This window comes from Kitasatospora sp. NPDC036755, assembly GCF_040636595.1.
Lineage (GTDB): Bacteria > Actinomycetota > Actinomycetes > Streptomycetales > Streptomycetaceae > Kitasatospora.
In genome coordinates, this window is record NZ_JBEZUT010000250.1 from 1 (window position 1) to 13,214 (window position 13,214).

The window sequence follows — 13,214 nt, forward strand, 5'->3', positions numbered from 1 at the left end:
GGCGGCAGGGCCGCCGGCCGGCAACCCGTACGCCACCCCGACCCACGGTGTCCCCGCCGCGGGCGCGCACGAGGGGTACGGCGCCGCGCACGCCGCCCCCGGCCACCACCCCTTCGGGGCCGGCCAGCCGGTCGGCGGCTGGGGCCCGGCCCACGACTCCACCTCCGGCGGCGCGGGCTACCCCGGCGGTCCGGCGGGCCCGCTCGGCTACCCCGCGGACTACCCCGGCGGTCCGGGCGGCCCCGGCGCCCCGCGCAAGAAGCGCAACGGCCTGGTCGGCCTGATCGCGGCCGTCGCCCTGGTCGCCGGTGTGGCCGGCGGCGCGCTCGGCGTGACCGTCGTCGACCGCAACGACGGCCCCCGCTCCTCGAACGACCACCGGAGCACCACCGTCCAGGCCAGCGACACCCAGAAGAACGAGCCCGTCCCCGGCTCGATCGCCGCCATCGCGCAGAAGGCGCTGCCCAGCGTCGTCACCATCAAGGCGCAGGGCAACGGCGAGTCCGGCACCGGCACCGGTTTCGTCTTCGACACCGAGGGCCACATCCTCACCAACAACCACGTGGTCGCGCCGACCCTCAACGGCGGCAAACTGACCGTCAAGTTCGCCGACGGCAGCTCGTACAGCGCCTCGGTGCTGGGCCACGCCGAGGGCTACGACGTCGCCGTGGTCAAGATCGACAACCCGCCCAAGAGCAAGCTGGCGCCGCTGCCGCTCGCCGACTCCGACAAGGTCAACGTCGGCGACGCCACCGTCGCGATCGGTGCGCCGTACGGCCTGGAGTCCACCGTCACCAGCGGCATCATCAGCGCCAAGGACCGCCCGGTGGCCTCCGGCGACGACACCGGCTCGCAGGCCTCGTACATGAACGCCCTCCAGACCGACGCCTCGATCAACCCCGGCAACTCCGGCGGTCCGCTGCTCGACTCCGGCGGCGCGGTGGTCGGCATCAACTCGGCGATCCAGTCCAACGCCTCCTCCAACGGCCGGGCCGGCAGCATCGGCCTGGGCTTCGCCATCCCGATCAACCAGGCCAAGTGGGTCGCGGACACCCTGATCAAGACCGGCAAGCCGGTCTACGCCAAGCTCGACGTGCTGCGCAACGACGACTACAAGGGCGACGGCGCGCAGATCCAGACCAAGGACATCCAGGGCCAGCCCGCCGTCACCCCCGGCGGCGCGGCCGACAAGGCCGGCCTCAAGCCGGGCGACGTCATCACCAAGCTCGGCGGCGTCCCGATCGAGAACGGTCCCGCCCTGGTCAGCCGGATCTGGACGCACAAGCCCGGCGAGACCGTCGACGTCGAGTACACCCGCAACGGCCAGACCCTCAACACCAAGGTCACCCTCGGCCAGCGCGAGGGCGACCAGTAGCCCCCTCCCACGCGGAAACGTGTGCGCCGAACCCCGCCGGACCCGTTAGGCTGACCTCCGCCTGGAGAGCTGCCCGAGCGGCCTAAGGGAACAGTCTTGAAAACTGTCGTGCGGTGACCCCGTACCGTGGGTTCGAATCCCACGCTCTCCGCCGGTAGGAGAACCACCTGCTCAGGGCGGGTGCCGAGATCGCTCGGCACCCGCCCTCGGTGTTTTCCGGGGGCCGGGAGGCGGCGGGGGTTGACCCTGACACCGTGGCAGGGGATGGAGTGGTCGCACCATGTTGAACATCGGAGACTTCGCCAGCCACGGCCGGGTGTCGGTACGGATGCTGCGCCACTACGACGCGATCGGACTGCTGCGGCCCGCCCGGGTGGACCCGGTCACCGGGTACCGCTCGTACGAGGCGGCCCAACTGGCCCGGCTCAACCGGGTGATCGCGCTCAAGGAGCTCGGTTTCACCCTGCAGCAGGTCCGGGCCGTCCTGGACGAGCGGGTGGACCCGGCCGAGCTGCGCGGGATGCTGCGGCTGCGGCGGGCCCAGCTCGCCGAGGCGATCGCGGCCGACGAGCTGCGGCTGGCCCGGGTGGAGGCGAGGCTCCGGACGATCGAGAGCGAGGGGACCATGTCCGCACACGATGTCGTGGTGAAGCCGGTGCCGCCCGTCCGGGTGGCCCAACTGTCCGGTGTGGCCGCGAGTTACGAACCGGAGGACATCGGGCCGGTGATCGGGCCGCTGTTCGCCGAGCTGTGCCGGCGGCTGGCGGCGGCCGGGGTCGAGGCGACCGGGCCGTCCGTCGCCCACTACCAGGACGCGCCGGAGGGCGACGGCGCGGTGCTGGTCCGGGTGGCCGTCCCGGTCGGCCCGTCGGTGCGGGCGGAGGCGCACGACTTCGAGGTGGTCGACCTGCCGCCGGTCGGGGAGGCGGCGACGATCGTGCACCGCGGCGCGATGGACGGGGTGCTGGGCACGGTCCAGGAACTGGCCCGCTTCATCGAGGAGAACGGCTACCGCTCGGCCGGCTACGCCCGGGAGCTGTACCTGGAGTGCCCGGAGGACCCGGCGGGGTGGGTCACCGAGATCCAGGAGCCGGTGGCCCGGCGGTAGCAGTACTCCGCCTGCCCGGCCGGGGGCGCGCCCCCGGCCGCCTCCGCCTCCGTCTCCCCGCCGCGGCCCACTTGCCCGGTCCCTGCCGTCCGGGCAGAGTGCGGAGGTGGAGGCGGGCGGGCGGCGAGCGGAGGCGGCGATGGGTGATCTGACGGACCGACTGGCGCAGGGCCTCCCGGACGGGGCCGTCGTGGTGGACCCGGACGTGACGGCCGCGTACCGCCACGACATGGCGGGCTTCTGCGCGGCCGGGCAGCCCGCGGTGGTGGTGTTCCCGGAGACGGTCGAGCAGGTGCAGCACGTGCTGCGCACCGCGACCGCGCTGAACGTCCCGGTGGTGCCGCAGGGCGCCCGGACCGGTCTCTCGGGTGCGGCGAACGCCGTGGACGGCTGCGTCGTGCTGTCGCTGGTGAAGCTGAACCGGATCCTGGAGATCGACCCGGTGAACCGGATCGCGGTGGTCGAGCCCGGCGTGGTGAACGCCGAACTCTCCCGCGCCGTCGAGGAGTCGGGCCTCTCGTACCCGCCGGATCCGTCCAGCTGGGAGTCCTGCACGATCGGCGGCAACATCGGCACCGGGGCGGGCGGGCTCTGCTGCGTGAAGTACGGCGTCACCAGCGAGTACGTGCTCGGGCTGGACGTGGTGCTGGCCGACGGGCGGCTGCTGTCCACCGGCCGCCGGACGGCGAAGGGCGTGGCCGGGTACGACCTGACCAGGCTGTTCGTGGGCTCGGAGGGGACGCTCGGCGTGGTGGTCCGGGCGGTCCTGGCGCTGCGGCCGGCGCCCGCCCCGCAGCTGGCGCTGGCGGCGGAGTTCCCGAGCGCGGACGCGGCCGGGGCGGCGGTCTGCGAGGTGATGGCGCGCGGGCTGACCCCGTCGCTGATGGAGCTGATGGACGCGGTCTCGGTGCGGGCCGTCAACGAGCTGGGGCGGATGGGGCTGCCGGAGTCCACCCAGGCGCTGCTGCTGGTGGCCTTCGACGGGCCGGACCGGGTGGCCGAGCTGGCCCGGGCCGCGCGGCTGTGCCGGGAGGCCGGCGCGACCGAGGTGGTGCCGGCCGAGGACCAGGCGGAGTCCGATCTGCTGCTGGCGGCCCGGCGGATGGCGCTGCCCGCGCTGGACCGGCTGGGCACCACGATGATCGACGACGTGGCCGTGCCGCGCTCCCGGCTGGCGGAGATGCTGAACGGTGTCGCGGTGATCGCCGAGCGGAACGGGCTGACCATCGGGGTGGTCAGTCACGCCGGGGACGGCAACACCCACCCGATCGTCATCTTCGACGGCTCGGACGAGGAGCAGACGGCCCGCGCCCAGCGCTCCTTCGACGAGATCATGGCGCTCGGGCTGGAGCTGGGCGGCACGATCACCGGGGAGCACGGGGTGGGCCTGCTGAAGCGGGACTGGCTGGCTCGTGAGCTGGGCCCGGTGGCGTTGGAGCTGCAGCGGCAGTTGAAGACGGTCTTCGATCCGCTGGGCATCCTGAATCCCGGGAAGATGATCTGATCCACCCGCTGCCGGAGTCATCCGGCCGGCATCCCGGAGGCACCCCGGCGGCCGCTCCGCGTCGACACCCCTCCCATTGCGGTGTGATCGTCCGATGGTCTGTGAATGGCTTGAAAAGTCGACATGGGAGGGTGAGCGAACTTTCTCGGGGCGCGTTTTCCGTTCGTACGCGCCGGGGTGGTGCGCCCAGCGGATCGTGTGACACCGGTGCGCCGACGCCGCGGGTGTCCCGGCCGGTCGTCCGGTGGGTGAATCCCCAGCTCAGCCGGGGTGTGGCGCCCGTGGTTCCGCAATTCGAGCTGCTATGCGCGGTCTGTTCGGATATCACGCGAACGGGCGAAATTCGCCGTGCGGGCTGGCGCTTTGTCGATTTGTTGCGGAAGTCTGTCTCCCGGCGTCGCAGCCCGTAGGCGTTCGTCCGGCAGACGGACCTTGCGCACCTTGATCGACCATCGCGCGACAAGCAGCTTCCTGGAGGCATCCATGGCACGCACCCACCCCGGCCGAACAGCCGGGCTCCTGCTGGCCGGCCCACTCGCGGCCGGCCTGCTGCTGGCGGGGGCCGGGGCTGCCGCCGCCGACGACGGCGCGGCCGCCGAGCTCGGCTCCGACACCGGGGTGGTCTCCAACACCGGTACCGGCAACGCGTTCGGCGGGGTCGACGGCAACTACGTCTCCACCCAGCAGACCGCCACCGGCCCCGGCGCCTCGAACCAGGACAACACCCTCGCGGTGAAGGACAACGGGGGCACCGTCCAGGCGGGCCAGGGCAACAAGGACATCAACGTCGTCGTCGCCCCGACCTTCAACTGACCAACTGACCGGCCGACCGGCCGACCGATCGACTCCCAGGCCGCACGGCCGGGGGCGGCACCGGGCACCACGAACGGCGGGGGCGCCGGACGTGGGTGTCCGCGGGTGAGCTGAGCAGCCGCGGACGGGCCCGGCCGGGATCGGAACGGCCGCGACGGACACCGGGCCACCGACACACCGCAGCCAACTCCACACCGCACCAGAGGGATCACCACAGGGAACACCAGAGGGAAGACGCATTCGACCGGCCGGCGGAAAGGGTCACCGCGAAACCGGTCTCGTGGGCGGTGCCGCCATCGGCACCGCCCACGAGTGCGTCCGGCGCCGGTCCGCTCGGCCTCCGCCCCGGATTTCCCGCCCGACCGGCCGCCGTACCCCCGCCGACCGGCCCGGATCCGTCCACGGAGGGCCCGCGCCCGGGCCCGTCGGCGGACGGCGGTACGGTTGCGCTCCGACAGCGCACCCACGTGCCCGGGCCAGGAAGGCCCGGCCGGGGCGGCGATCGCGGCAAACGGAAGGAAGGGCGCGCGATGGCGGCGGAGGAGGAAGGCCTGACCGGCCCGGACGGAACCGGTTCCGCACCGGAGCCGGCCACGGAACCGGCCACCGAGCCGGCCGCGCAGGCGTGCCCGGAGCCGTCGGCCGAGCCGCTCCACGAGCACCGGTCCGGCCCGCGGTCCGTCCCCGAACTGCTGCTCGGCCGCCCGCCGATGGCCCGCCCGCTGCCGTCCTTCGACCACGAGGCCGCCCCCGTCCGGCCCGGCCCGCTGTTCGCGGACTGGCTCGCCACCGCGCTGCACGCCGGCGTGCTGGACCCGCAGGCCTTCACCCTCTCGACCGTCGACGCCGACGGCATGCCGGACGCCCGGGTGCTGGTGCTGCGCGACGTCGACGCGACCGGCACCGGCTGGAACTTCTCCGCGGACGCCGACAGTCCCAAGGGCCGTCAGCTCGCCGACCACCCGGCCGCCGCGCTGACCGTCTACTGGCCGCAGCTGGGCCGCCAGGTCCGGGTGCGCGGCACCGTCGAGCGGGCCGCCGACCTGGTCGCCGCCGCCGAGTTCGCCACCCGCTCCCCCGCCGCCCGGGTCGGTGCGCTGGTCGGGCGGCAGAGCGAGCCGCTGGGCTCGTTCGCCGAGTACGACGAAGCGGTGGCGGTCGCCCGCCGCCGGCTGGAGACGCACCCGGACGCGGTCGCGTCCGGGCACGCCGTCTACACCCTGTGGGCGCACGAGGTGGAGTTCTGGCAGGGCGACGCCCAGCGTCGGCACATCCGGCTGCGCTACACCCGCACCGGCCCGGTCAGCTCGCCGGAGTGGTCGCGCACCCTGCTCTGGCCGTAGTCCGCCCCCGGCGCGCCGGGGGCGGAAGGGGGCTACCGTCGCCCGGTCAGCGTGGCGCCCACGCTGGCCGCGACCACGCAGCCGATCCCGGCCAGCTGCGGCAGGCCCAGCAGCTGGCCCAGCACCACCAGCCCGACCAGCGCGCTGACCGCCGGCTCCAGACTGACCAGCACGCTGAACACCCGCTGCGGCATCCGCCGCAGCGCGGTCATCTCCAGCGCGTACGGGATCACCGGCAGCAGCAGCGACACCCCGGCCACCGCGGCGAGCAGCGCCACCGGCGAGGCGTCGGGCGCGGTCAGTCCGTGCCAGGCCTGGCCGAGTCCGAACGGCGCCAGCGTCAGCGCGCCGACCGTCATCGACACCGCCAGGCCCTGGAACCCCTGGAAGGTCGCGCCGACCTTGTCGGTGAAGAGGATGTACACGGCGTAGCAGGCGGCCGCCCCGAAGGCGTACAGCAGGCCGACCGGGTCGAGCGAGCCGCCGCCGTCCCCCTCGCCGAGCAGGGTCAGCAGCACCACACCCGCGGCCGCGAGCAGCGCCCAGAGCAGGTGGCTGGCACGCCGGGCGAAGACCAGGGCGACGGCGAGCGGGCCGAGGAACTCGATGGTGGCGGCGGTGCCCATCGGCAGCCGGTCGATGGCCCCGGCGAACAGGAAGGTCATCCCGGCCGAGGCCATGCCGAGCAGCGCGGCCGCGGCGAGGTCGCGCGGGCGCTTGTCGCGCAGCTTCGGCCGGGTCACGGCGAGCAGGATGACGGCGGCGAAGCTCAGCCGCAGGAAGGTCGTGCCGCTGACCCCGAGCGGGCCGAACAGCGGCTTGGACAGCGCGATGCCGGTCTGCACCAGGAACATCGCGACCAGACAGAGAAGCGGCGCCGGGATCCTCTCCGGGCGCCGCAGGACCTTGCCGAACCGGCCGGTGGACCGGCCGGCGTGGACTTCGGGTGGCGCCGCGGGCCCGGACGCCCCGCCTCGTCGCCGGCTCCCCCGCTCGCCGGCGGGCTCGCCCTTGGGGGAGGGCGGCATGGCCAGGGCCTCGGCGACGGCGGCGGCCGACGACGAGGCTGCGGGGGTTTCGCTGGTATGGGAGGTGGGCATATTCGTGAGTTTGCCGTAAGGAGTGATGAACCAGCAAGCTCGTTACAAAAATCGGGACGGATCCGGACGGGTGCGTCCGAAAGGGTGGACTCCCGAGGGCGCTGCGGCGTGGTTGCCGCCGAAGCCCGACGGACCGTCAGTATCAAGGCGGGGTGCGCCATCTCCGCTCCGTTGCCCTCCTCGCCGCCGCCCTCGTGCTCCTGCTGGCCACCGACGGGGCGGGCGTGGACGCCGAAGCCACCGTCCCGGCCGCCTTCGCCGCCCCCCGCATCCGGGCTGTCACGCTGCCCGACCGGTCCGGCCCGCCGCGGGCCCGCGACACCTGGCGCGGCCCCGCCTTCGACGCCTGTACCGCACCACCGCTCGACACCCTGAAGGCCTGGCGCGACACCTCCCCGTACGGGGCGGTCGGCATCTACACCAGCGGCTCCCAGCGCGGTTGCAGCCAGCCGCGGCTCACCGCCGAGTGGGTGCGCCAGGTGCGGGCGCTGGGCTGGCGGTTCCTGCCGGTGCACGTCGGGCTGCAGGCGCCGTGCGCCGACCCGAGCCACAAGCCCAAGCGGATCGACCCGGCGAGGGCCGCCGAGCAGGGCCGGGACGAGGCGGGCGAGGCCGCCCGGGCCCTGCGCGCGCTCGGTCTCGCCAAGGGCAGCCCGGTCTACCTGGACATCGAGGCCTACCCGATGCGCGACGCGGCCTGCGGCCAGGCCGTGGTCGACTTCACCCTCGGCTGGACGGCGGGCCTGCACGCCGCCGGCTACCGCTCCGGCTTCTACTCCAGCCTCGACTCCGGCATCGCGGACCTCGCCGCCGCCGCCCGGGCCGGCAGCTCCCCGATGCCCGACGCGCTCTGGTACGCCCGCTGGGACGGCCAGGCCGACACCGAAGGCTCCGGCGGCCTCGCCCCCGACCTCTGGAGCTTCCACCAGCGCGTCCACCAGTACCACGGCAACGTCGAGGAGACCTTCGGCGGCGCCACCCTCACCGTCGACCGCAACCACGTGGACGGCCCGACCGCCGGCTGAGACCCGCGGGTAGGGTGACCCCCGATCGAGCACGGGGGGAACGGCATGGCCGACAGTCAGGGGTACGGCGCCACCGGCGGACACGGCGCGCCGCCGCAGCGGCAGCACCCGTACGGGCAGCCGCCGCACGGCGCGCCGCAGTACGGGCGGAACCCGTACGCGCAGCCGCAGTACGCGCAGCCGCAGTACTCCCGGAATCCGTACGCGCAGAACCCGTACGCCCGGCCCGTGCCGCCGCAGCCCGCGAACGGCCTCCCGAACGGCCTCCCCGGCGGCCCGCAGGGCTCCCCGGCCGGCGGCTTCCCCGGCCCCGCGCCGCGCCGCAACCGCCTGGCGGTGCTGATCCAGTTCCTGCTCCAGTGGATCTACGCCCCGCTCTGGATCCTCGGCCTGGTGCTCCTCCTCGTCGTCCTGATCCTCGCCGACAACGTCGGCGGGTCCGGCCCCAGCTCCGACGGCTGGCTGAAGGTCAACCGCAGTTTCATCCCGCCGCGCCGGCTGCGGGCCGAGCTCACCGGCCGCCCGGAGGACTGGGAGCGCTACGTCGCCCCGGTCCTGGCGCGCCGGATCGCCGCCGCCGAGGCCGCGCACGCGGCCGGTGACGGCGAACTGCAGGCGGACCTCGGCCGGGTGGTGGGGACCCGGCTCGCGCTGCGGCTCTACCGGGGCCTCGGCGCGGCCGGCGTGGTGCGGCTCGCCGAGCGGCACGGCTGGCACGGCGTGGCGTCCGGGACCGACGCCGGGCACGTCCGGCTCGCCCGCCACTTCCCCGCCCCGGCCACCCTGGACGCGCCCTCCCCGCAGGGCCCGCCCGCGGCCCCCGGCACCCCGTGGGGGCCGCAGCCGGTCCGCTTCGCGCCGCTGCTGCCCTTCGTCTTCCTGCTCCAGATCGTCTACGTCCCGGTGTACGGCCTGCTCACCTTCTGGGTGAGCCGCCCGGAGCCCGACTACTGGGACCGCTGGGGCGCCCGCTGGACGGTCGGCCCGCGCGCGTTCCGCGCCGAGTTCACGAACAGCCCCGCCGCCTGGGACCGCCACATCCGCCGCATCCTCGAACGCGACACCAAGCGCATCCGCTCCGCCGCCGCCGGCACCGCGGCCCCCGCCGCTTCCGCCACCCGCACCCCCGCGCACCGCATCCACCTCAAGCGGGCCACCTACCGCGGCGCCGGGGCCCACCGGGCCCTGGCCATCGCCGCCGAACAGGGCTGGACCCTCGACCCGGCCTACGCCCCCGACCCCGCCAACTCCCTCCGCCTCGTCCGCCCGGACCTCCCCTGAGGCCTGCCCGCCGGTCGTCCCCGGGGGGGGCGCGACGACCGGCAGAACGGGCCCTCGGGGCACCGGGGGCGGAACCGGGACGAATCCGTGATCCGTGCAACTGGGCCGGGATACTGACAGCGGGGGGTGGGGGCGGCACAATCGGGCACGTCCGCGCGCATTACCGCCCGGTAGGTGTCGCAGGCGCAGCCCCCAGTGCCGCCAGGTCGAGGAGGACCCGTGTTCAGCACGATGCAGGACGTACCGCTCACCGTCGCCCGGATCCTGGAGCACGGATCGACGATCCACGGCCGGTCGACCGTGACCACCTGGGACGGCACGGGCCCGGTGACCCGCACCTACGCGGAGGTCGGCGCCCGCGCGGCCCAGCTCGCCTGGGCCCTGCGCGACGAGCTCGGTTGCGCGGAGGAGAGCGTCGTAGCGACGCTGATGTGGAACAACACCGAGCACCTGGAGGCGTACCTCGCCGTCCCCTCGATGGGGGCCGTGCTGCACACGCTGAACCTGCGACTGCCGTCCCAGCAGCTGTCGTTCATCGTCAACCACGCCGCCGACCGCGTGATCATCGTCAACGGCAGCGTCCTGCCGCTGCTCGCCGCCGTCCTCCCGGACCTCGCGCCGACCCTCAAGCACATCGTGGTGAGCGGTCCCGGCGACCGCTCGGTGCTGGCCGGCTTCGCGGGCGGCGTGCACGACTACGACGAGCTGATCGCCGGCCGGCCCACCGAGTACCCCTGGCAGCAGGACATCGACGAGCGGCAGGCCGCGGTGCTCTGCTACACCTCCGGCACCACCGGGGACCCGAAGGGCGTGCTCTACAGCCACCGCTCGGTCTACCTGCACTGCCTCCAGGTCAACACCGGCGACAACTTCGCCTTCACCCCGCGCGACACCGCGCTGCCGGTGGTCCCGATGTTCCACGTCCAGGCCTGGGGCATCCCGCACGCCGCGTTCATGTCCGGCGCCAACCTGCTCATGCCGGATCGTTTCCTCCAGCCCAAGCCGATGGCCGAGATGATCGCCGCCGTCCGCCCGACCGTCAGCGCGGCCGTCCCCACCATCTGGGCCGGACTGCTGGACGAGCTGGACGCGGGCGACTACGACACCTCCAGCCTGCGCATGGTGGTCATCGGCGGCAGCGCCTGCCCGCCCTCGCTGATGAAGGCCTACGAGGAGCGCCACGGCATCAGGGTGCTGCACGCCTGGGGCATGACCGAGACCTCCCCGCTCGGCTGCTTCGCCCAGCCGCCGGGCGGCCTCACCCCCGAGCAGGAGTGGCCGTACCGGATCACCCAGGGGGTCTTCCCGGCCTCCGTCGAGGCCCGGCTGATCGGCCCCGGCGGCGAGCGGATGCCCCACGACGGCGTCTCGGCGGGCGAGCTGGAGGTGCGCGGCCCGTGGATCGCCGGGGCGTACTACGGCGGCGCCGGCCAGGACCCGGTCCGCCCGGACGACAAGTTCTCCGAGGACGGCTGGCTGCGCACCGGCGACGTCGGCACCATCACCGCCGACGGCTACCTGACCCTCACCGACCGGGCCAAGGACGTCATCAAGTCCGGCGGCGAGTGGATCTCCTCGGTCGAGCTGGAGAACGCCCTGATGGCCCACCCCGACGTGGCCGAGGCCGCCGTGGTCGCCGTCCCGGACGAGAAGTGGGGCGAGCGCCCGCTGGCCACCGTGGTGCTGCGCCCGGGCGCGACCGTGGGGCTGAAGGAACTGCGGGCCTTCCTCGGCGAGCGGGTCGCCTCCTGGCAGCTGCCGGAGCGCTGGGCGATCGTGGAGTCGGTGCCGAAGACCTCGGTCGGCAAGTTCGACAAGAAGGTGATCCGGGCCGGCTACGCGGCCGACGAACTGGACGTCACGGTGCTCGGCAAGGAGTGACCGTCGAAGGCGGGACCGCCGAGGCGTGACCGACGAATGAGGGCCGGCCGCCCCCGTACCGAACGGGGGCGGCCGGCCCTTCCGCGCACCGGGTCAGCCCGCGGCGGCGACGCCCGCCTCGCCCATCGCGCCGATCCGCCCGAGCAGGTCGACGATCCGGGACTGGACGTCCTCGCTGGTCGAGCGCTCGGCGAGGAACAGCACCGTCTCGCCGGTGCGCAGCCGGGGCAGTTCGCGCGGGTCGAGGTCCACCGAGGTGTAGACCACCAGCGGGGTGCGGTGCAGCCGGTCGTTGGCGCGCAGCCAGTCCAGCAGGCCGACCCGGCGGCGGCGGATCTGCAGCAGGTCCATCACCACCAGGTTGGGCTGCACGCTGCTGGCCCGGGCCACCGCGTCGTTCTCGTCCACCGCGTGCTCGACGTGCATGCCGCGCCGTTCCAGGCTGCTGATCATGGCGGCGGCGATGTCCGGGTCTCCCTCGACCAGCAGCACCCGGGGGGCGTGGTGCTCGCCGTCGCGCGGGGCGAGGGCACGCAGCAGGACGGCCGGGTCGGCCCCGTACGCGGCGTCCCGGGTGGCCTGGCCGAGGCCGGCGGTGACCAGCACCGGGACCCTGCGGTTGAGCGCCGCGGTGCGCAGCGACTGGAGTGCGGTGCGGGTGATCGGGCCGGTCAGCGGGTCGACGAAGAGGGCGGCGGGGAAGCCGGGGACCTGGGCGTCCACCTCCTCGCGGGAGCGCACGATCACCGGCAGGTAGCCGCGTGCCTGGAGGGCCTGCTTGGTGGCGGGGTCGGGCTCCGGCCAGACCAGCAGCCGGCGGGTGTTGGCGAGTTCGCCGGTCGGGGCCGGCGCCTGCTCGGGGCCGGGCCGCTCCTCGGCGGCGGGCAGCGCGGCCCGGGCGGGCGGCAGCGCGGCACGGGCGCCGTCGGCCGGGACGGGCTGCTGCGGAGCGGTGGCGGGCACCGGTCCCAGCGGACGCGGCGGGGCGAGCTCGCCCAGGCCGGTGCCGACCGGTCGCGGGCCGGACGGCTCCTCGGCGGTGGGCAGCGCGGCCCGGGCCGGTGCCAGCGCGGTGCCGGGGGCGGACTGCTGGGCCTGGCCGGCCTGGCCGGCCTGGTCGGCATGGTCGGCCGGACCGGAGGCGTTCACCAGGGCGTCCGGGCCGGGCCCCGGGGGGACGGCCAGCCGGCGGCGGCGCCCGGTCGGCGCGGTGGCGGTCGGTTCGGGCAGCGCGGGCGGCGGGCCGACCGGCAGGGCGTGTTCCAGACCGGGGTAGACCGGGGTGTCGGCCGCGCCGGGCAGGGCGAAGCCGCCGGGGGCCTCCTCGGTCGTGGGCAGCGCGCGGCGGCGCCGGTGCTTGGTCTCGCCCTGAGCCTGCTCCTGGCCGGCCTCGGCGGTCGGGGTGCCGCCGGGCGGGGTCCCGTCCTGGGCGGCGGGCGCGGGCGCCGGGCCGAGTGCGAGCGGTTCGCGGCCGGAGCGGTTCGGCTGCGCCCGGTGGCCCTCGACGGGCACGGCGTAGGCGGGGCCGGAGCGGCCGTCGTCCTTGCCCCACGGGTCGCTCTGGGCGCCGTCCGGTCCGGCCAGGCCCTGGCGGCCGTACGCGGGGTCGTTGCCGGTGCCGTTCCACTGCTCGGGGACGGCCCGTTCGACCCGGGCGGGGGCGTTCGGCCACTGCTCGGCCGGGGTGCCGGGGGTGCCGGGTACGGCGGGGGCCGCCTCGCGCAGCGATCCGGGCACCCGGGCGTACTCCTCGACCGCGTACGCGTTGCCGAGGCAGGGCGCGG

9 protein-coding genes, 1 tRNA gene and 1 pseudogene are annotated in these 13,214 nt (G+C 74.9%); 9 read left to right on the top strand and 2 right to left on the bottom strand.

The genetic code is table 11. The annotated features are described in order from the left end of the window. The 6 genes from AB0E96_RS29625 to AB0E96_RS29650 form a co-directional block, all read left to right on the top strand. Positions 1-1,375 (top strand): trypsin-like peptidase domain-containing protein (locus AB0E96_RS29625; protein WP_359828808.1); only part of this gene is annotated, 1,375 nt, incomplete at its 5' end. Positions 1,376-1,438: 63 nt separating this feature from the next. Continuing rightward, a tRNA-Ser gene (locus AB0E96_RS29630) sits at positions 1,439-1,526 on the top strand. Between the two features lie 129 nt (positions 1,527-1,655). Beyond that, positions 1,656-2,483, top strand: coding sequence for a MerR family transcriptional regulator (locus tag AB0E96_RS29635; protein WP_359828810.1), 828 nt, complete (start codon positions 1,656-1,658; stop codon positions 2,481-2,483). A 139-nt stretch (positions 2,484-2,622) separates the two neighbouring features. Further along, the gene (locus tag AB0E96_RS29640; protein ID WP_359828812.1) at positions 2,623-3,987 is read left to right on the top strand and encodes an FAD-linked oxidase C-terminal domain-containing protein; all 1,365 of its coding nucleotides are present in this window, start codon (positions 2,623-2,625) and stop codon (positions 3,985-3,987) included. 483 nt (positions 3,988-4,470) lie between these two features. Beyond that, a complete protein-coding gene (locus AB0E96_RS29645) occupies positions 4,471-4,800 on the top strand; it encodes a hypothetical protein (protein WP_359828813.1) in 330 nt (109 codons plus the stop codon). Between the two features lie 530 nt (positions 4,801-5,330). Further along, positions 5,331-6,143 (top strand): pyridoxal 5'-phosphate synthase, encoded by an 813-nt coding sequence (locus AB0E96_RS29650; protein WP_359828815.1) that lies wholly within the window; start codon positions 5,331-5,333, stop codon positions 6,141-6,143. Between the two features lie 32 nt (positions 6,144-6,175). Here AB0E96_RS29650 and AB0E96_RS29655 read toward each other — a convergent pair whose 3' ends face one another. After that, the gene (locus AB0E96_RS29655) at positions 6,176-7,243 is read right to left on the bottom strand and encodes an EamA family transporter (protein WP_359828816.1); all 1,068 of its coding nucleotides are present in this window, start codon (positions 7,241-7,243) and stop codon (positions 6,176-6,178) included. Between the two features lie 152 nt (positions 7,244-7,395). On the opposite strand from AB0E96_RS29655, the gene AB0E96_RS29660 reads away from it, so the two are divergent. The 3 genes from AB0E96_RS29660 to AB0E96_RS29670 all read left to right on the top strand — a co-directional run bounded on the left by AB0E96_RS29660 (position 7,396) and on the right by AB0E96_RS29670 (position 11,430). Beyond that, the gene (locus tag AB0E96_RS29660) at positions 7,396-8,268 is read left to right on the top strand and encodes a glycoside hydrolase domain-containing protein (protein WP_359828818.1); all 873 of its coding nucleotides are present in this window, start codon (positions 7,396-7,398) and stop codon (positions 8,266-8,268) included. 45 nt (positions 8,269-8,313) lie between these two features. Then, positions 8,314-9,549, top strand: a complete 1,236-nt coding sequence (locus AB0E96_RS29665) for a hypothetical protein (protein ID WP_359828819.1) — start codon at positions 8,314-8,316, stop codon at positions 9,547-9,549. Positions 9,550-9,768: 219 nt separating this feature from the next. Continuing rightward, positions 9,769-11,430: a long-chain fatty acid--CoA ligase gene (locus tag AB0E96_RS29670; protein ID WP_359828821.1), complete on the top strand. Its 1,662-nt coding sequence runs from the start codon at positions 9,769-9,771 to the stop codon at positions 11,428-11,430. Positions 11,431-11,523: 93 nt separating this feature from the next. Here AB0E96_RS29670 and AB0E96_RS29675 read toward each other — a convergent pair. After that, positions 11,524-13,214 (bottom strand): annotated as a pseudogene (locus AB0E96_RS29675) (hypothetical protein); the annotation flags it as partial.

What these genes read in the sequence shown, in the direction of transcription:
- AB0E96_RS29640 (WP_359828812.1), top strand. Translation starts at nt 2,623, where the DNA reads ATGGGTGATCTGACGGACCGACTGGCGCAGGGCCTCCCGGACGGGGCC.
- AB0E96_RS29650 (WP_359828815.1), top strand. Translation starts at nt 5,331, where the DNA reads ATGGCGGCGGAGGAGGAAGGCCTGACCGGCCCGGACGGAACCGGTTCC.
- AB0E96_RS29655 (WP_359828816.1), bottom strand. Translation starts at nt 7,243, where the DNA reads ATGCCCACCTCCCATACCAGCGAAACCCCCGCAGCCTCGTCGTCGGCC.
- AB0E96_RS29635 (WP_359828810.1), top strand. Translation starts at nt 1,656, where the DNA reads ATGTTGAACATCGGAGACTTCGCCAGCCACGGCCGGGTGTCGGTACGG.
- AB0E96_RS29645 (WP_359828813.1), top strand. Translation starts at nt 4,471, where the DNA reads ATGGCACGCACCCACCCCGGCCGAACAGCCGGGCTCCTGCTGGCCGGC.
- AB0E96_RS29665 (WP_359828819.1), top strand. Translation starts at nt 8,314, where the DNA reads ATGGCCGACAGTCAGGGGTACGGCGCCACCGGCGGACACGGCGCGCCG.